Origin of the sequence: Streptomyces sp. NBC_00005, assembly GCF_045160215.1 — a bacterium.
Classification (GTDB): domain Bacteria; phylum Actinomycetota; class Actinomycetes; order Streptomycetales; family Streptomycetaceae; genus Streptomyces.
On record NZ_CP108316.1, the window covers coordinates 4,902,383 to 4,919,276 of the forward strand.

16 protein-coding genes are annotated in these 16,894 nt (G+C 70.7%); 9 read left to right on the forward strand and 7 right to left on the reverse strand.

Features of this window, described 5'->3' with window-relative positions; translation table 11 throughout:
- The 3 genes from OG303_RS22490 (at nucleotide 1) to OG303_RS22500 (ending at nucleotide 3,342) form a co-directional block, all read left to right on the forward strand.
- Nucleotides 1–846: a DUF3558 domain-containing protein gene (locus OG303_RS22490; RefSeq protein WP_405870382.1), complete on the forward strand. Its 846-nt coding sequence runs from the start codon at nucleotides 1–3 to the stop codon at nucleotides 844–846.
- Nucleotides 847–981: 135 nt separating this feature from the next.
- Nucleotides 982–1,896 (forward strand): DUF3558 family protein, encoded by a 915-nt coding sequence (locus OG303_RS22495; RefSeq protein ID WP_405870383.1) that lies wholly within the window; start codon nucleotides 982–984, stop codon nucleotides 1,894–1,896.
- A 156-nt stretch (nucleotides 1,897–2,052) separates the two neighbouring features.
- A complete protein-coding gene (locus tag OG303_RS22500; protein WP_405870385.1) occupies nucleotides 2,053–3,342 on the forward strand; it encodes a DUF2637 domain-containing protein in 1,290 nt (429 codons plus the stop codon).
- Between the two features lie 64 nt (nucleotides 3,343–3,406).
- Here the strand turns inward: OG303_RS22500 and lysS are convergent, their stop codons facing one another.
- A complete protein-coding gene (gene lysS, locus OG303_RS22505; protein ID WP_405870387.1) occupies nucleotides 3,407–5,173 on the reverse strand; it encodes a lysine--tRNA ligase in 1,767 nt (588 codons plus the stop codon).
- A 158-nt stretch (nucleotides 5,174–5,331) separates the two neighbouring features.
- Between lysS and argS the strand changes: the two genes are divergently transcribed.
- Nucleotides 5,332–7,113 carry an arginine--tRNA ligase gene (gene argS / locus OG303_RS22510; protein ID WP_405870388.1) on the forward strand — a complete coding sequence of 594 codons (1,782 nt, stop codon included), beginning with the start codon at nucleotides 5,332–5,334 and terminating at the stop codon, nucleotides 7,111–7,113.
- Between the two features lie 78 nt (nucleotides 7,114–7,191).
- Here argS and OG303_RS22515 read toward each other — a convergent pair whose 3' ends face one another.
- Nucleotides 7,192–7,569: a peptidase inhibitor family I36 protein gene (locus OG303_RS22515; protein ID WP_405870390.1), complete on the reverse strand. Its 378-nt coding sequence runs from the start codon at nucleotides 7,567–7,569 to the stop codon at nucleotides 7,192–7,194.
- 310 nt (nucleotides 7,570–7,879) lie between these two features.
- On the opposite strand from OG303_RS22515, the gene OG303_RS22520 reads away from it, so the two are divergent.
- Nucleotides 7,880–8,659 (forward strand): peptidoglycan-binding protein, encoded by a 780-nt coding sequence (locus tag OG303_RS22520; protein WP_405870392.1) that lies wholly within the window; start codon nucleotides 7,880–7,882, stop codon nucleotides 8,657–8,659.
- On the forward strand, nucleotides 8,656–9,516 hold the full coding sequence (locus OG303_RS22525) for a helix-turn-helix domain-containing protein (RefSeq protein ID WP_405870393.1): 861 nt from the start codon (nucleotides 8,656–8,658) through the stop codon (nucleotides 9,514–9,516). The genes OG303_RS22520 and OG303_RS22525 overlap by 4 nt, the downstream gene beginning before the upstream one ends.
- Here OG303_RS22525 and OG303_RS22530 read toward each other — a convergent pair.
- Nucleotides 9,497–10,312 (reverse strand): class I SAM-dependent methyltransferase, encoded by an 816-nt coding sequence (locus OG303_RS22530; protein ID WP_405870394.1) that lies wholly within the window; start codon nucleotides 10,310–10,312, stop codon nucleotides 9,497–9,499. The genes OG303_RS22525 and OG303_RS22530 overlap by 20 nt on opposite strands.
- Nucleotides 10,313–10,395: 83 nt before the next feature.
- Here OG303_RS22530 and OG303_RS22535 point away from each other — a divergent pair, with 83 nt between their 5' ends.
- Nucleotides 10,396–10,992, forward strand: a complete 597-nt coding sequence (locus OG303_RS22535) for a TetR/AcrR family transcriptional regulator (RefSeq protein ID WP_405870395.1) — start codon at nucleotides 10,396–10,398, stop codon at nucleotides 10,990–10,992.
- A gap of 109 nt (nucleotides 10,993–11,101) precedes the next feature.
- On the opposite strand, the gene OG303_RS22540 is transcribed toward OG303_RS22535, so the two are convergent.
- On the reverse strand, nucleotides 11,102–11,278 hold the full coding sequence (locus OG303_RS22540; RefSeq protein WP_405870397.1) for a hypothetical protein: 177 nt from the start codon (nucleotides 11,276–11,278) through the stop codon (nucleotides 11,102–11,104).
- Nucleotides 11,279–11,332: 54 nt separating this feature from the next.
- On the opposite strand from OG303_RS22540, the gene OG303_RS22545 reads away from it, so the two are divergent.
- Complete coding sequence (locus OG303_RS22545) at nucleotides 11,333–12,127, forward strand: DUF4253 domain-containing protein (RefSeq protein WP_405870398.1); 795 nt, start codon at nucleotides 11,333–11,335, stop codon at nucleotides 12,125–12,127.
- Nucleotides 12,128–12,151: 24 nt separating this feature from the next.
- Here OG303_RS22545 and OG303_RS22550 read toward each other — a convergent pair whose 3' ends face one another.
- From OG303_RS22550 to hemB, 3 genes are all read right to left on the reverse strand, one after another.
- Nucleotides 12,152–13,054 (reverse strand): SAM-dependent methyltransferase, encoded by a 903-nt coding sequence (locus OG303_RS22550; RefSeq protein WP_405870399.1) that lies wholly within the window; start codon nucleotides 13,052–13,054, stop codon nucleotides 12,152–12,154.
- Nucleotides 13,055–13,555: 501 nt separating this feature from the next.
- On the reverse strand, nucleotides 13,556–13,915 hold the full coding sequence (locus OG303_RS22555; RefSeq protein WP_405870400.1) for a DUF805 domain-containing protein: 360 nt from the start codon (nucleotides 13,913–13,915) through the stop codon (nucleotides 13,556–13,558).
- Between the two features lie 282 nt (nucleotides 13,916–14,197).
- On the reverse strand, nucleotides 14,198–15,190 hold the full coding sequence (gene hemB / locus OG303_RS22560) for a porphobilinogen synthase (RefSeq protein ID WP_405870402.1): 993 nt from the start codon (nucleotides 15,188–15,190) through the stop codon (nucleotides 14,198–14,200).
- A 240-nt stretch (nucleotides 15,191–15,430) separates the two neighbouring features.
- Here hemB and OG303_RS22565 point away from each other — a divergent pair, with 240 nt between their 5' ends.
- Nucleotides 15,431–16,834, forward strand: coding sequence for an FAD-binding oxidoreductase (locus tag OG303_RS22565; RefSeq protein ID WP_405870404.1), 1,404 nt, complete (start codon nucleotides 15,431–15,433; stop codon nucleotides 16,832–16,834).
- Nucleotides 16,835–16,894 lie beyond the last annotated feature (60 nt).

A 16,894-nucleotide genomic window follows, 5' to 3' on the forward strand; every position in this document is an offset into this window, starting at 1 on the left:
GTGCAGCGGAAGGCGTACGTACCCGGCGTCGCCGCGCTCCTCGTGGCGCTGCTGGCCGGCTGCACCGGCGGGTCGAGCGACGGCGGATCGACGGACGACTCGAATCCCGGCGACTCCGGTACGGCGAGCGCGGCGGCCCAGCCGGGCAAGTACCGCACGCTTCCGGAGCCGTGCAGCGCGGTCGACCACGACACCCTCGACTCGCTGCTGCCGGGCATCAGGCAGATCACCGACGAGGACCAGCGCGAGAAGGCGTACGAGGGTGAGGCGACGCTCACGTACGACACCGACCGCAAGGTGGGCTGCCGTTGGAAGGTCGCCTCGACGGACGCGAGCGATCGTCTCCTCGTCGACTTCGAGCGTGTCGTCTCCTACGACAACTCGGTGAGCGACGACGCCGAGGCGCAGGAGCTGTTCGCGACGAAGCAGACGGCGGCGGACCTTCCCGAGCCGACGAGTTCGGACAGCGCTTCCGAGAGCAGCTCCGGTGCGGATTCCAGCCCCGGCGCCAGTTCCAGTGCCAGTTCCAGTGCCAGTTCCACCGGCAGTGCCGATCCCAGTTCCTCGCCCTCGGGCTCCGCCTCCTCGTCCGCCACCCCGGCCGATCTCCAGCCGCGCACGCTGAGCGATCTCGGCGACGAGGCGTTCCTCGACGACGCGCTCAGCGGCTCGGGTTCGACGGTCCAGCAGCGCACGGTGACTGTGGCGTTCCGCACGTCCAACGTCATTGTGACCATCCAGTACGAGGAGCAGCCGGCCACGGTCGGGACCGTGCCGGACAGCAAGGAAATGCAGGACAGGGCCAGGAAACTGGCCGCGCAGCTGGCGGACACGCTGGGCGGTTAGCGGCCGTTCGCCCGCCGGGTGCACCCGTTCGCAAAGCACAGGAACCAGAAGCACACAGTTTCCTCACCGCGTACCGTGGCCCCTCGGACCCGACCCGCCGACCGCAGGAACCACAGCGTCATGAGTGAAGGAACCATGCAGCGACCAGCAGAGCGAGACCAGCGGAACCAGCGAGACCGTCGAGCGAAGCGGCCAGGCCGTTTCGTCGTGTGCGCGGTCGCACTCCCCGTGATGGTGCTTGCCGCCGGCTGCTCCTCGGACTCCGGCTCCGATGACGGGGGCAGCAAGGGATCGGGCGACGCGTCGTCGTCCGCGGCCGGCGCGAGTGCGTCGCCGACGGTGCAGGCGGCGGCGTACCGGAAGCTTCCGGACTCGTGCGCGGTGCTGTCGAAGAAGACGTTGAGTTCGCTCGTGCCGAAGGCCAAGTCCGGCAAGGGGGGCAAGTCGGACGAAGAGGCGACGCGGGCCAGTTGCTCGTGGAGCAGCCTGGACAACAACGGTGTGAAGGGCTCGCAGTTCCGCTGGCTGAACGTCTCTCTGCTGCGCTTCGAGTCGGATGCGACGCGCGGCGAGGGCGACAAGCTGGCGCATGTGTACTACGAGAAGCAGGTCAAGGACGCCCAGGCCGTTCAGGGCGCGAAGAACGCGAAGTCGGAGCCGGTTGCCGGGACGGGCGACGAGGCGACGCTGGTGCGTTACGACCTGAAGAAGAAGGAGGGGTCCTTCAAGCAGCAGACGGTCGTGACGCGCGTCGAGAACGTGGTCATCACGCTCGACTACAACGGTGCCGGTCTGGCCGGTGAGAAGACCCCGAGTGCGGACACGCTGGCGAAGGTCGCGGAGCGGGCGGCCAGGGAGGTGGTGGCGTCGGTGTCGGCGGCGAACGGCGACGGCGGCGCGAGCACGGGCTCCGGCTCGGGTTCGGGCACGGCGAAGCCCTCGCCGTCCCAGTCGGCGTCGAAGTCGGCGTCGGCGTCTCCTTCGAAGGCCTCCAAGGACTCGAAGTCCGCTTCGCCCTCCCCGTCCTCCTCAGCGTCGAAGAAGAGCTGACCGTCACATCTGGACGCCAACTCGCAGCTCAGCACCGCTTTTTGATGGAGCCCGGACCCGTGAGGTGACCGGGCTCCATCCGTCCCGGCACGTCGTCCGGCGCACACATGTGCCACTCTGTTGCGCGCAACAGCTCGCAAGGGGAGGGGAGTACGGGTGGCCGCGCCACTGCAGCTGACTCGGATGCACCGCGTTCTCATCGGCGTGGTCGTTTCCGGCGCCGTGATCATCGCCGGTATCGGCTTCGCCGGTTCGTACGCGGCGGTCCGCGAGTTGGCCATCAAGAAGGGTTTCGGGAACTTCTCGTACGTCTTCCCGATCGGCATCGACGCGGGCATCTGTGTCCTGCTGGCCCTCGACCTCCTGCTTACCTGGATCCGCATCCCGTTCCCGTTGCTGCGTCAGACGGCGTGGCTGCTGACGGTGGCGACGATCGCGTTCAACGGCGCGGCGGCCTGGCCGGATCCGCTGGGTGTGGGCATGCACGCGGTGATCCCGGTGCTGTTCGTGGTCTCCGTGGAGGCGGCCCGGCATGCCATCGGCCGGATCGCCGACATCACGGCCGACAAGCACATGGAGGGCGTCCGCCTCACCCGTTGGCTGCTTTCGCCGGTCCCGACGTTTCTGCTGTGGCGTCGTATGAAGCTGTGGGAGCTGCGCTCCTACGAGCAGGTGATCAAGCTGGAGCAGGAGCGGCTGGTGTACCGGGCGCGGTTGCGTTCGCGCTTCGGTCGCGCGTGGCGGCGGAAGGCTCCGGTGGAGTCGCTGATGCCGCTGACGCTGGCGCGGTACGGGGTTCCGTTGGCGGAGACGGCTCCGTCGGGTCTGGCGGCGGCGGGGATAGAGCCTGCGTTGCTGCCGCCGGCGCCGGCGCCCGCCCAGGAGGTCGCTCCGCCCGTGGTCAACCGTGCTGTCGAGGCGGCGCCCGCCGCGCGGCAGGAACAGCGCGCACCGCAGGAGCAGGGCGCACCGCAGGAGCAGGGCGAGTACTACGAGCAGTACGAGGAGTACGGTCCCGAGCCCGATCAGAGCCCGTGGTTCAACGTCCCTCAGCAGACCGAGTACCAGGGCGCGTACGACCCGGCGTACGACGTCAATCAGTACGACGCCCAGTGGCGCGCGGAACAGCGCGAGTACGAGGAGCAGTTCGAGCAGCTCCCGCCCCAGGAGTCTCCCTCGGAGGAGACCGGCAGCTTCCCCATCCCCGCCGGCCCCGGCCGTACCCGTGAACTGGGCGAGGGCGGCGGCCCGCCGGAGCCGACCGAGGAGGACTTCTATCTGGTCTTCAAGAAGTCGATAGACGGCAGTTATCCGACCTCGGGCCAGTTCCGGGACGACGTGGAGTCGACCTACGGCAAGACGCTCCCGCAGCGTGAGGCCGACCGCATGGTCAACCGCTTCACCAACCGCCACACGGCGGAGCTCCAGGAAGACCACATCGCCTGACCCGCGTACGACGATGGGGGCGCCCGGTGTTCACCGGGCGCCCCCATCGTCGTGGCAGTGCGGCTTACTCCCCGAGCAGCCTGCGGACCCGCTCCTGGCCCACTGCCAGCAGCAGCGTGGGCAGTCGCGGACCGGTGTCACGGCCCACCAGCAGGTGGTAGAGCAGGGCGAAGAACGTGCGCTGGGCGGTCTTGATCTCCGCCGGCAGTTCCTTGGGCGTGGCGTCCGCGGAGAAGCCGGCCTGGACCTTGGGCACGCCGTACACGAGGTGGGTGAGTCCGTCGAGCGACCAGTTCGACTCGAGCCCGTCCAGCAGGAGCCGCAGCGACTGCTGGGGGGCCTCGTCGAGGGACTTCAGCAGTTCGGCGTCGGGTTCGTCGCGCACGATGGTCCGCTGGTCGGCGGGGACGTGCGTGTTGATCCAGGCCTCGGCCTTGTCGTAGCGCGGGCGCGCCTCGTCCAGGGCGGTGAGCGGGTTGTGCGGGTCGAGCTCGCTGAGGATCCGCAGGGCCTGGTCCTGGTGTCCGGCGGTGATGTCGGCGACCGAGGCCAGCGTCCGGTACGGCAACGGGCGCGGGGTCCTGGGTAGTTCGCCGGCGGCGGTGCCCACCGCGCGTGTGTGCGCGGCGACGTCCGCGGGCAGCGCGGAGCCGTCCGCGACCTTCGCGTCGAGCTTGTCCCACTCGTCGTAGAGGCGCTGGATCTCCTGGTCGAAGGCGATCTTGAAGGACTGGTTGGGCCGGCGGCGGGCGTACAGCCAGCGCAGGAGCTGCGGCTCCATGATCTTCAGGGCGTCGCCGGGGGTCGGCACGCCGCCCCTGGACGAGGACATCTTCGCCATGCCGCTGATGCCGACGAAGGCGTACATCGGGCCGATGGGCTGCTTGCCGCCGAAGATCCCGACGATCTGTCCGCCGACCTGGAAGCTGGATCCGGGGGACGAGTGGTCGACGCCGCTGGGCTCGAAGATCACGCCTTCGTAGGCCCAGCGCATGGGCCAGTCGACCTTCCAGACCAGCTTGCCGCGGTTGAACTCGTTGAGCCGGACGGTCTCGGAGAAGCCGCACGCGGTGCAGGCGTACGTGAGCTCGGTCGTCTCGTCGTCGTAGGAGGTGACCGTCGTCAGGTCCTTCTCGCAGTTGCCGCAGTAGGGCTTGTACGGGAAGTAGCCGGCGGAGCCGCTGCTGCCGTCGTCCTCGTCGGCCGCGCCCGAGCCCTCTGCGGCCTCCAGCTCGGCCTCGTCGAGGGGCTTTTGCTGCTGCTTCTTCGGCGGGGCCTTCTTGGTGCGGTACTGGTCGAGGATCGCGTCGATGTCGGCCCGGTGCGCGATGGCGTGCAGGATCTGCTCGCGGTACACGCCGGAGGTGTACTGCGCGGTCTGGCTGATCCCGTCGAACTCCACGCCGAGCTCGGCCAGCGAGGCGGTCATGGCGGCCTTGAAGTGCTCGGCCCAGTTCGGGTACGCGGACCCCTTCGGCGCCGGGACGGAGGTCAGCGGCTTGCCGATGTGCTCGGCCCACGTCTCGTCGACGCCGGGGACTCCGGCCGGCACCTTGCGGTAGCGGTCGTAGTCGTCCCAGGAGATGAGGTGGCGTACCTGGTGGCCGCGGCGGCGGATCTCGTCGGCGACGAGGTGCGGGGTCATGACCTCGCGGAGGTTGCCCAGGTGGATGGGCCCGGAGGGGGAGAGCCCGGACGCGACGACGACAACCGGAGCGTCAGCGACTGATGTCACCGCGCCCGGGGCCCGACGCTCCGACTCCTCGATGACCTCATCCGCGAAACGGGAGACCCAGTCGGTGGTCTCGGTGCTCTGAGCCACGATCGGCACGTCCTCTTTTTCTGAGAGTTCTGCAAGGGCAGCCGGTACGGTCGCACGGCTGCCGCCCCATTCTCCCAGACCGCATCGCGCCCGGGAAAACGGCTTTACCCCCCATGGGATACTGGTTGGGTCTATCCATCCCCACGAGGAGAACGGCTCCCTTTCCTATGGCCTCGGTCACGTCCCTCAGCGACTCCGTCCAGCAGCGCCTCGCGGCGGCTCTCTCGGCCGCCCTGCCGGAGGCCGGCTCTGCCGACCCGCTGCTGCGACGTAGCGATCGGGCGGACTTCCAGGCGAACGGGATCCTGGCGCTCGCCAAGAAGGCGAAGGCGAACCCGCGGGAGCTGGCGACGCAGGTCGTCTCCCAGGTCGACACGGGTGACGTGATCAAGGACGTCGAGGTGTCCGGCCCCGGGTTCCTGAACATCACGATCGGCGACCGGGCGATCCTCGAGACCCTCGCCGCGCGGTACGCGGACGACACGGGCCGTCTCGGCGTGCCCTTCGCCGAGCGGCCGGGCACGACGGTCATCGACTACGCCCAGCCGAACGTGGCGAAGGAGATGCACGTCGGCCATCTGCGGTCCGCGGTGATCGGTGACGCGCTGGTGCAGCTGCTGGAGTTCGCCGGCGAGACGGTCGTGCGCCGGCACCACATCGGCGACTGGGGCACCCAGTTCGGCATGCTCATCCAGTACCTGGACGAGCACCCGCACGAGCTGGACCACAAGGCCGACGGAAGCGGCGCGATGTCCGGCGAGGAGGCGATGTCGAACCTCGACCGCCTCTACAAGGCCGCGCGCAAGCTCTTCGACTCCGACGAGGAGTTCAAGACGCGGGCGCGGCGCAGGGTGGTCGACCTGCAGTCCGGTGAGCCGCGGACGCTGGCGGCGTGGCAGAAGTTCGTGGACGAGTCGAAGATCTACTTCTTCTCGGTCTTCGAGAAGCTGGACATGGAGATCCGGGACCCGGACATCGTCGGTGAGTCGGGTTACAACGACATGCTGGACGAGACGTGCCGCCTGCTGGAGGAATCCGGTGTGGCGGTCATGTCGGACGGCGCGCTGTGTGTCTTCTTCGAGGACATCAAGGGCCCGGACGGCAACCCGGTCCCGCTGATCGTCCGCAAGTCCGACGGCGGTTACGGCTATGCGGCGACCGACCTGTCCGCGATCAGGGACCGCGTCTTCAACCTGAAGGCGAGCTCGCTGCTGTACGTCGTGGACGTGCGTCAGTCGCTGCACTTCCGGATGGTCTTCGAGACGGCCCGCAGGGTGGGCTGGCTGAACGACGACGTCGAGGCGCACCAGCTCGCGTTCGGCACGATCCTCGGCAAGGACGGCAAGCCGTTCAAGACCCGTGAGGGTGTGTCGGTGCGGCTGGAGGACCTTCTCGACGAGGCCGTGCAGCGCGCCACCGCCGTGGTCCGGGAGAAGGCCGAGAAGGTGGGCCTGACCGAGCAGGAGATCGTGGAGAACGGCCGGCACGTGGGCATCGGCGCCGTGAAGTACGCGGACCTGTCGACGTCGGCGGTGCGGGACTACAAGTTCGACCTGGACCAGATGGTCTCGCTGAGCGGCGACACGTCCGTCTACCTCCAGTACGCGTACGCCCGTATCCAGTCGATTCTCCGCAAGGCCGGCGAGGCCCGCCCCCTCGCCCACCCGGAGCTCGAACTGGCCCCGGCGGAGCGGGCGTTGGGCCTGCACCTGGACCAGTTCGGCGAGACGGTGCTCGAGGTGGCGGCGGCCTACGAGCCGCACAAGCTCGCCGGGTACCTGTACCAGCTGGCCTCGCTGCTGACGACGTTCTACGACCAGTGCCAGGTGATCTCCGCGGACAACCCGCCGGAGGTCGTGGAGAACCGCCTGTTCCTGGTCGACCTCACGGCGCGCACCCTGCATCGGGGCATGGCGCTGCTGGGGATCAGGACGCCGGGTCGGCTCTGAGGCATTCCGGCACGTGGCGACAGGACGAGGGCGGCGCTCCCCGGTGGGGGCGCCGCCCTCGGGCGTGGTGGCGGGCGGTCAGCTGCAGTTGACCCACTTGTTGGACTTCTGGTGCCAGTGGGTGTCGCCGGTCCCCTTCACGCCCTTCGCGAGGACTCCGCTGTCGCCGCCGTAGTTCTTCTCCCCGTACCACTTGTAGTCACAGGACTTGCCGTGGTTGTACCAGGACCGGAAGTCCTGGAACACCGAGAACTGGGTCAGGTCCGCGTTCGTCCCGGCGACCTTCTGCATATGGCCGGTGTAGTTCGCCCCGGACCAGACGCAGAACCAGCCCAGCGGACAGTCCGACGCCGCCTGCGGCGCGGCCTGGGCCGCACTGGCGGCGCCCGCGCTGCCGGCCAGCAGACCACCGGTCAGCACGATGCCACCGGCCACTGCGGCGAACTTCCTGGTCATGCGCATCCTGTTGCCCCCTTCGTGGGTGGGCCGACCGCACCGGCCGGCTCGGCAACGAGACTGCTGGGCGGGCGCGGCGGGCGGCCACAGTTGCCGCAGAAGTGACGTCCCGCCGGGACGTCACGCGCGCTGACCTGCTGGGACACGGCGGGCGGTGACGGCCGGGCAGGACGGCGGGGACGCGTGGTGGCCGATTCCGTATCGGTGCAGGAACCACCTTCCGGTGCGGTCCCGTGGATGCTGATGCAGAATGCGACGGCACAGGGGCCGCTGACCACGGCCACTGACGACGAACGCGAGTGGGGGGAACATGTCGCGTTGGAAAGTGCTGCCTGCGCAACTCGACCCGCGTGTCCGGCAGTTGGTGGTGCGATTACGCCGGCTGAAGGACCACAGCGGGCTGAGTCTGCGGCAGTTGGCGGCGAGGACGGAGTACAGCCCGAAGTCGTGGGAGCGGTATCTGGGGGGCAGGTCGCTGCCGCCGCGGGAGGCCGTGGAGGCGCTGGCCCGGATCGGCGGTGAGGATCCGACCCGGCTGCTCGCGCTGCACGAGGTCGCCGTCGAGGCCTGGGGGCAGCGGCGCGACAAGGACGCCGTGGCGCAAACGGCCGTGGCGGAGCCGGAGTTGGTGTCGGCGGGCCCCGGCGAGGGGGTGCGGCTTCCCGTGCGGTCGCTGCGGATCGCGCTCGTGGCCGGGGCGGTGGCCGTGGTGCTGGCCATCTCCGCGGGGGTGCTGGTGGCCGTGCGGTTCATGGACCACCGCGATGACAGGGCGGCGGCCGGGACGGCTCCGCTCGTCGCGTCGGCACCGGCGTCGCCGCCCGCGTACACCTGCCGTCTGGAGCGGGTCGAGGGTCGCTGGTACGCGGGCAACAGCCGTACCGGGGATGCCGATGTGGGGTACGGCAGCGCCGGGCCGGAGGTGGCCGAGGTGCAGTGTCTGCTGCGCCGGGCGGGTTTCTCGCCGGGTGGGATCGACGGGATGTTCGGGCCGCTGACTCAGGGGGCGGTCAAGAGCTTCCAGAAGCAGGCCGGTCTCGATGCCGACGGCATGGTCGGGCCGCACACTTGGAAGGCCCTGCGGGGATGACGCCGGAACGCACACAACTCGCGACGGCACTGCGGGAGTTGAGGGCGCGTACCGGTCTCAGCATGGCGGCCCTCGCGGCGAAGACGGCGTTCAGCAAGTCGTCCTGGGAGCGCTATCTCAACGGTAAGACGCTGCCACCGCGCGACGCGGTGGAGGAGCTGTGCCGTCTGGCGGGCGAGCCGGACGGCCGGTGTCTCGCGCTGTGGGAGATCGCGGAGTCGGCGTGGAGCGGGCGGGCGACGGAGGCGAGTGAGGCAGCGCAGGCGGACCCGCCGTCGCAGGCGCCGCCCGAGGTCGCGCCCCGGGACGCGCCGGCCGAGCCTCCGGAGGCGGCACGTGCCGGTCACCGGGGTGTGGCGGCCGTCGCGGTGCTCGCGTCGGTGTGTGCCGTGACCGTCGGGGGCGTCGCGGTCGCGCTCCTGCTGCTGCCGCGCCAGAACGGCGAACCACGGTCGTCCGCGCCCTCGGCCGTTCAGGGCCCGCACTGCCGGGGTGCGTCCTGCGAGGGCGAGAGCCCGATGGACATGTACTGCGCCGCCTCCCCCACCACGGTCGCCACGCGTCGCACCGCCACCGGCGCGTGGATGGAGCTGCGCTACAGCGAGGAGTGCGGGACGAGTTGGGCACGGATGTGGGGTGCGCGGGTGGGCGACCGGATCGAGCTGACGGCGGGCGGCCGGGTCCGCGGCTCGGAGGTCGGGAACGAGGCGGACGCGGACTCGTTCGTCTACACCGCCATGACGGTGACCCGCCCCGGAACCGTCGTCCGGACCTGCTTCCGACCGGCGGCGGCAGGCAGGCCGGGCAGCGGCAGGTCGGGCGGCAGGGAGGAGTGCTTCAACTCCGTTTCGCGGTGACCGCTACGGTCGCGTACGACAGGGTGAAACTGCCGCCGTGCGCGTCGATCGCGGCCCCGACGCCCTTCAGCAGCTCGGCCAGCGCGTCGGCGGGGAGCCGGGTGAAGGCGCCCTGGGTGGGCATGACGTCCAGCCAGGCGTCCCGGGTGTACGTGAACTCCCGGTCGTAGCGCCACTGTTCGGGTTCGCCGAAGGCGCCCGCCGCCCGCATGCCGTCGGCGGCCCGGTCGAACCCGGTCCGATACGTCTCCAGGGCCGGTCTCGTCATGGACGCCCGGAAGTCGAAGGGGAGGTCGGGCACCACACGCGCGACGACGTCGGCGAAGGCTTCCGCGAGGTCGGGCGGGAATTGGGCCACGTTCCAGAAGGGTGCCAGCAGGCCGCCGGGCCGAAGGACGCGCGCCGCCTTCGCCGCTCCCGCGACGGGGTCGATCCAGTGCCAGGCGGTCCCGGCGACGACGGCGTCGAACTCCCGCCCGCCCGGCTCCCATTCCTCGAACCTCGCCACCTCCACCGCTACGTCCGCTGCCGACCGCCGCGCCAACTCGGCCATACGGGCGTCGGGTTCGACGCCGAGAACGGCGCACCCGGCGGCCCGGAACTGCCGGGCGGCGATTCCGGTGCCGCAGCCGACGTCGAGGACCTCGGGGCCGGGGCTCGCGGCGACGATCCGCTCCACCAGGGCGTCGGGGTAGCGGGGGCGGGCCCGGTCGTAGCGTTCGGCGTCGGTGCCGAACGACTCGGCCATGTCCCGCCGCCGATGGGGCTGGTTCTCGGAGGACGCTACAGTGGGCATGCGCCCACTATGGGTGGGCACGCGCCCACTCGTCAATGGGCAAGCGCCCACCCGTACCCATGACCCCCGTGACAGGAGGCGGTATGCCGACCGGTGTGGCCATCCGCGACCCGCGCCAGCAGCTCTTCGACGCCGCCGAGCGCATCCTGCTCAGGGACGGCCCGAACGCGCTGACCAGCAGGGCGGTGACGGCGGAGGCGGGCTGCGCGAAGGGCGTTCTGCACCGGCACTTCGCGGACTTCGACGCGTTCCTGGCCGAACTGGTGCTGGACCGCATCCGCCGGCTGGAGGGCCTGGGCACCGCCCTCCGCGAGGCCGCCGGGACCGGCACGGTCGCCGACAACCTCACCGGCGCGATCACGGACCTGTTCGACGCGGTCGCGATCGCCGTCGTGGGCCTGGTCATCGCCCGGGACGAACTCCGCGCCCGCCTGCGCGCGGCCGGCTCGACGGGCATCCCGCTGATGACGGAGGCGGCGGCGACGCTCGCCGGCTACCTCGCCGCCGAGCGCGACCGGGGCCGTATCGCGGCGGACACCGACGTCGACGTCCTCGCACCCACACTGCTCGGCGCCGCGCATCTGCTGTATGCGGACCGGGAGTCGGGGCCACCGGACCGGGAGGCCGTCCACAAGGTGGTGACGACGGTCGTCGCGGGCGCGCTGCCGAGGTCCGGCTGACATACGGTTCGCGGGCGGGCGACCGGGCCGGTACGCCGGTGAAAGCGTGCGGTGCCGTGTGCCGTTCCCAGGTTTCCGGTTGATGCGCCCTTCGGCCGCTCCAGGGGGTTCAGGGGCCCGCCGAGCTGCCCGAACTGCCGTACGAGCCGCCCGCCGCGCGGCGCAGCCGCCGGGCCTCGTCCAGCCCGCTGTCGCGGAGTTGAGGACGTCGACGACAGCGGGACCGTTCGGCGTCCTCACGCCCGAAGTGCAACCGCGCGAGCAGCGGCCCGTCGGCGGCGTTCACGGCGTACGCCTCCCGGCAGAACCGCTGTCAGTGGCTGCCCTTACAGTCACGGTCATGGCAACCCTTCCCAACCCGCTGCCGATGCTGGCGGCCGACCCGAGCGGGCACGCGCTCGGGCTTGAACTCCCGCCCGGCCGGCTGATCGACGAGACCGACGACGGGCCCTGGCACGAGCCGCTGCTGTGGCACGCCGAGAGCCCCGCCGTGCACGGCGGCTGGTCCGCGCTGGACGCCGCCCGGCGGGCCGCCGGCCTCCTGCCGGTGCTGATCGATGTCGGCGGCGGCCAAGGCGGCCCGGAGGAATGGGAGTTGATGCCCGGGGAGGTGTCGTACCCCGGGGACCACGATCCGGAGGACGTACTCGCGGAGTTCTGGGAGGAGTACGCGCAGGAGGAGGCGGACGAGGACGAGTGGCCGGGACTCGCACCCGCCCGCCCGCCGAGGACGGACCCCGACGCGCTGGCCGCCGAGATCGCCGACTTCCTCGTGGACGACGGCTCGTGGCTGAAGGAACCGCGCCTCGCTCTGGTCCCGGCCCGCCGCAGCGCGGACCTCCCGGCGGCGATCGGCTGGTCCGGCCCGCTGAACTTCGAGGACGACGTGGCCCGTCTGTGCGCGGTCCTCCGCTCCTGGGAGGACCGCTTCGGCATACGGGTCGTGGCGCTCACCTTCGACCAGCTGATCGTCTCGGTCGCGGCCCCGCCCACCACCATGGCCGACGCGGAGGCTGTGGCCGTCGAGCACTTCGCGTTCTGCCCGGACAACATCCAGCAGAGCGGCGACAGTTCACTGCGGTCGTACGCCGAGCACCTGATCGACCAGGAGATCTGGTCCTTCTGGTGGGACTGACGCCGCGCCTGCCGGAAAGACCGGTCAGGGCTTGTGGCCCACCGCCGCGTACACGTTGATGTCGGCGTCCGTGACGTCGTTGATGTCGGCGTACCGCACCTTCTCGATGTCGTCGAGGGCCGCCAGATAGGCGGCCTCCGGCTGCTGAGGGACCGGGGCCGCGTTGTCGGCCCGCCAGTGATGGGCGGGCACCACTCCCGGCTCCGCCAACTCCAGGGAACTCTCCGTGAAGAAGCGGGCGACCTCGGCCTCGGACCGCAGCACGAAGGTGAAGCCCCGCTCGGTGTACGTCCGCTGCACCGCCCGGATGTTCTCGGGGTTGAGGTCCTCGGTGAGGTGGCTGAGCACCAGCCGGCTGCCGGACGGCAGCGCCTCGACGAGCTCGCGCACGATCGGGTACGCCTCCTCGTCCTCGACGAAGTGCAGGATCGCGACCAGGCACAGCGCGACCGGCTGGTCGAAGTCCAGGGTCTTCGCGGCCTGTTCGAGGATCTGCGCCGGGTTCTTGAAGTCGGCGTCGACGTAGTCGGTACGGCCCTCGGGGCCGCTGGTGAGCAGGGCGCGCGCGTGGGCGAGGACGACGGGGTCGTTGTCGACGTACACGACCCGCGAGTCGGGGATGGTCCGCTGGGCGATCTGGTGGACGTTCTCCGCGGTGGGCAGGCCGGTGCCGATGTCGAGGAACTGGCGGATGCCGTCCTCCTTGGCCAGCGTGTTCACCGCGCGGCGCAGGAAGTCGCGGTTGTGCCGTACGTCGAGGTAGCCGCGTGGGTTGGCGGCGAGCGCGGCGGCGGCCGCCGCCCGGTCGACGGGGTAGTTGTCCTTGCCGCCGAGGAAGACGTCGTAGACGCGGGCCGGGTGCGCCTTGGTGGTGTCGATCCTCCTTCTCAGCTCGGCGGGATCCTGGCTGAGGGCGTCACCGGGCATGGGCGTCTCCCTGGAGAGTCGGGGCGGTCATTCAAGAGACAACGACCAGTCGCCAACAACCTAGCTCCCGGCGGAACTTGATGGTGCCCATGCCGTGATCTCACCCGACGCAAGCAGGTCCGGAGCCGGTCCGAAGCCCGTGGACCGTCCCGTACCGAACCTCCGGGACACGGCGTCCCTGCAGGTCAGAGGCCATCCCACCGGTCCGGCGTCCCGAATCGCCCGCGGACTGTGGCGCCCGGAGCCGATCATCGCCCAGGCTGGAATCCCCAGTCCGCCCCCCACGGAAGGCACGTACCACCATGCCCGCCCGAGCCCGTCGCACCCGCCTCCTCGCCGCCACCGCCCTGGTACTCGCCGCGTTCGCGCTGACGGGATGCAGGGACGGGGAGGGCCTGCGGGACGAGGGCCCGGCGACGGCCCGCGCCCTGCACGCTCCCGCCGGACAGCATGCGAAGAGGCCGCCCGGTCACGAACCGGGCGGCCTCGAGGCACAGGGGATCAGGCGTAGACCGGAGCCGCTTCCTTCGGGTTCGGGCCGTACTGGTTGACGCCCGGCTGGCTGTCGGAGCACGTGAAGACCAGCAGGGTGATGGGACCGGCGAGCGGGACGAGCCCGAACAGGAGCCACCAGCCGGAGCGGCCCGTGTCGTGCAGACGGCGAACGCCGACCGCCAGGCTGGGCAGCAGGATCGCGACGTAGAAGACGAGCGCGATGACCGGGGCCTTGATCGCGAAGCCGATGCCGATCAGCACCGCGTAGATGATCGCCGTGAAGAGGGCGAACATCCAGTACTCCTTGCGGCGCGCGCGCCCGCTGAACACCGCGTACTTCTTCAGCGCCTCGATGAACCAGCTCATTGTGCGTCCCCCCAGGGATCGGCGTTCGGACCCTCCGGAACGGATCAGGCCAGGCGCAGAAGGTACGGACACTGATGAGAACTCGTCAATTCAGCGCACACACCACGCCGGTTGACCCAATTCCGGACAGATCCGCCGTAGATCCACGACTGTTCGCAGGGAAACGCGGGGTGGACAACGCACGTTCACGGTACCGAGTTGCTTCCGTTGCCGAACCGAATGCGTACCGATGCCGGTCGGTGGCCAATTCGACGCCGGAGCTATCCCGTTCCGTATCCCGGCTCAGCGCAACTTCTGGGCCACTTCGGTGGCCCAGTACGTGAGGATGTTCTGCGCGCCCGCCCGCTTGATGCCGGTCAGCGCCTCCAGGATCGCCCGGTCGCGGTCGATCCAGCCCTTCTCCGCGGCGGCCTCGATCATCGAGTACTCGCCGGAGATCTGGTAGGCGGCGACCGGCACGTCCGCCGCGTCCGCGACCCGCGCCAGGATGTCCAGATACGGTCCCGCCGGCTTCACCATCACCATGTCGGCGCCCTCTTCGAGGTCGAGCGCCAACTCCCGCAGCGACTCCCGCACATTGGCGGGATCCTGCTGGTACGTCTTCCGGTCACCCTTCAGGGACGAGCCGACGGCCTCGCGGAACGGCCCGTAGAAGGCGGACGCGTACTTGACGGTGTAGGCGAGGATCGCGACGTCCTCCCGCCCGATCTGGTCGAGCGCGTCACGGACGACCCCGATCTGCCCGTCCATCATCCCGCTGGGCCCCACCACATGGGCGCCCGCGTCGGCCTGGACCTGCGCCATCTCGGCGTACCGCTCGAGGGTGGCGTCGTTGTCGACGCGTCCTTCGTCGTCGAGCACACCGCAGTGACCGTGATCGGTGGTCTCGTCCAGACAGAGATCGGACATGACGAGCAGGTCGTCGCCCACCTCGGCCCGCACATCACGGAGCGCGACCTGCAGGATCCCGTCCGGATCGGTCCCGGGCGTCCCGAGGGCGTCCTTCTTCTCGTCCTCCGGCACACCGAACAGCATGATCCCGGAGATCCCGGCCGCCACCGCCTCGGCGGCCGCCTTCTTCAGGCTGTCGCGGGTGTGCTGTACGACGCCGGGCATGGCGCCGATCGGCACGGGCTCGCTGACGCCCTCACGCACGAAGGCCGGGAGGATGAAGTCCGCCGGGTGCAGCCGGGTCTCGGCGACCATGCGCCGCATGACCGGAGTGGTCCGCAGACGCCGCGGTCGCGTACCGGGAAAGGATCCGTACGTCGTCATGTCACCTACGCTACGCCCGGCTCAGGGGCACCTTTGCCGACGGGGCGTCGGGAGCCGTGCGGCCCGAACGCACTCGCGATGCGCCCCTCATCCCCCGGGTCCATCCTGAGAACAAGGACCGGGCCCCCGTCCTCCGACCACCAGGACCTCGACGGCCCCCTTCCGCCGTACGCCGACGCTTGGACAGGAACCGCCGCCGTCCCCCCACCGCGCACTCGCCTGCGCCCGCAGGAGGACGAGATGACCGCCACCCACCACACCCCCGACCTGTTCGCCCTGTCCGAGATCCACGGTCCCGTCCTGCGCCCCGGCGACGACGCCTACGTGGACGAGGTCACCGGCTTCAATCTGGCCGCCATCCACCATCCCGACGTCGTGGTCGGAGCGACCGGCACCGACGACATCGTCACCGCCATGCGCTGGGCCGCGGCCACGAACACCCCGGTCGCCGTCCAGGCCACCGGCCACGGCGCGAACTTCCCGATCGAGGGCGGCCTGCTCATCAGCACCACCCGCATGACCGGCGTACGCGTCGACCCGGCCGAACGCACCGCGACGGTCGCCGCCGGCGCGAAGTGGAGCCACGTCCTGGAGGCGGCCGCACCCCACGGCCTCGCCGCGCTCAACGGCTCCTCCTCGGACGCGGGCGTCGTCGGCTACACGCTCGGCGGCGGTCTCCCCGTGCTCGGCCGGACCTACGGCTACGCGGCCGACCGGGTCCGCTCCGTCCAGGTCGTCACCCCCGACGCGACCCTGCGCACGGCGACCGCCGACACCGAACCCGACCTCTTCTGGGCGCTGCGCGGCGGCAAGGGCAACGTGGGAGTGGTCACCGAGCTGACCTTCGACCTGCTGGAACTCCCCACGATCCTCGGCGGCGGCATCTACTTCCGCGGCACACACGCGGAGCCGGTCCTGCGCGCCTGGGCCGACTGGACGACCACCCTGCCCACCCAGATGTGCAGCGCCTACACCCTCCTGCGCCTGCCCACGATCCCGCAGATCCCCGAGCCCCTGCGCGGCGGCTTCTGGGCCCGGGTCGCCCTCGCCTGGACCGGCGACGTGCAGGAGGGCGAGAACCTGCTGGCGCCCATCCGCAGGGCGGCACCGGTCGTCATCGACACGGTGGAGGAGATGCCGTACGCCGCCATGGACCGCATCTACCTGGACCCGCAGGACCCGCTCCCCGCCCGCGAGGCCTGCAGCCTGCTGCGCGCGCTGCCACCGGAAGCCCGGACCACGCTCCTGTCCCAGGCGGGCCCGGCGACCGCCGACTACCCGCTCCTCCTGGTCGAGCTGCGCCACATGGGCGGCGAACTCTCCCGCCCCGCCACCGTCGCCGACGCGATCTGCGCCCGCGACGCGAGCTACATCCTGGAATCGGTCGGCGTCCTGCCCGGCCCGGAGGCCGCAACAGCGGTGGAATCAGCCACGACGGCCCTCCACCAGGCGATGACCCCGTACGGCACCGGCCACACGATGGTCAACCTCCACGGCACCCCCGGCGACGAACGGGACCGGGCCCGCGCCTGGACGGACGAGGTCTACACCCGCCTGAGCGAAACGAAGTCGCAGTACGACCCGAGGAACTTGCTGCGCTACGGACACACCGTGGCTGCAGGTTCCGGCCCGTCCGGCGTTTGAGGACGAGGCCGAAGGCCGACAGGGGGGTCCGGGTGCGCGGCCCCCAGGGCCGCGCACCCC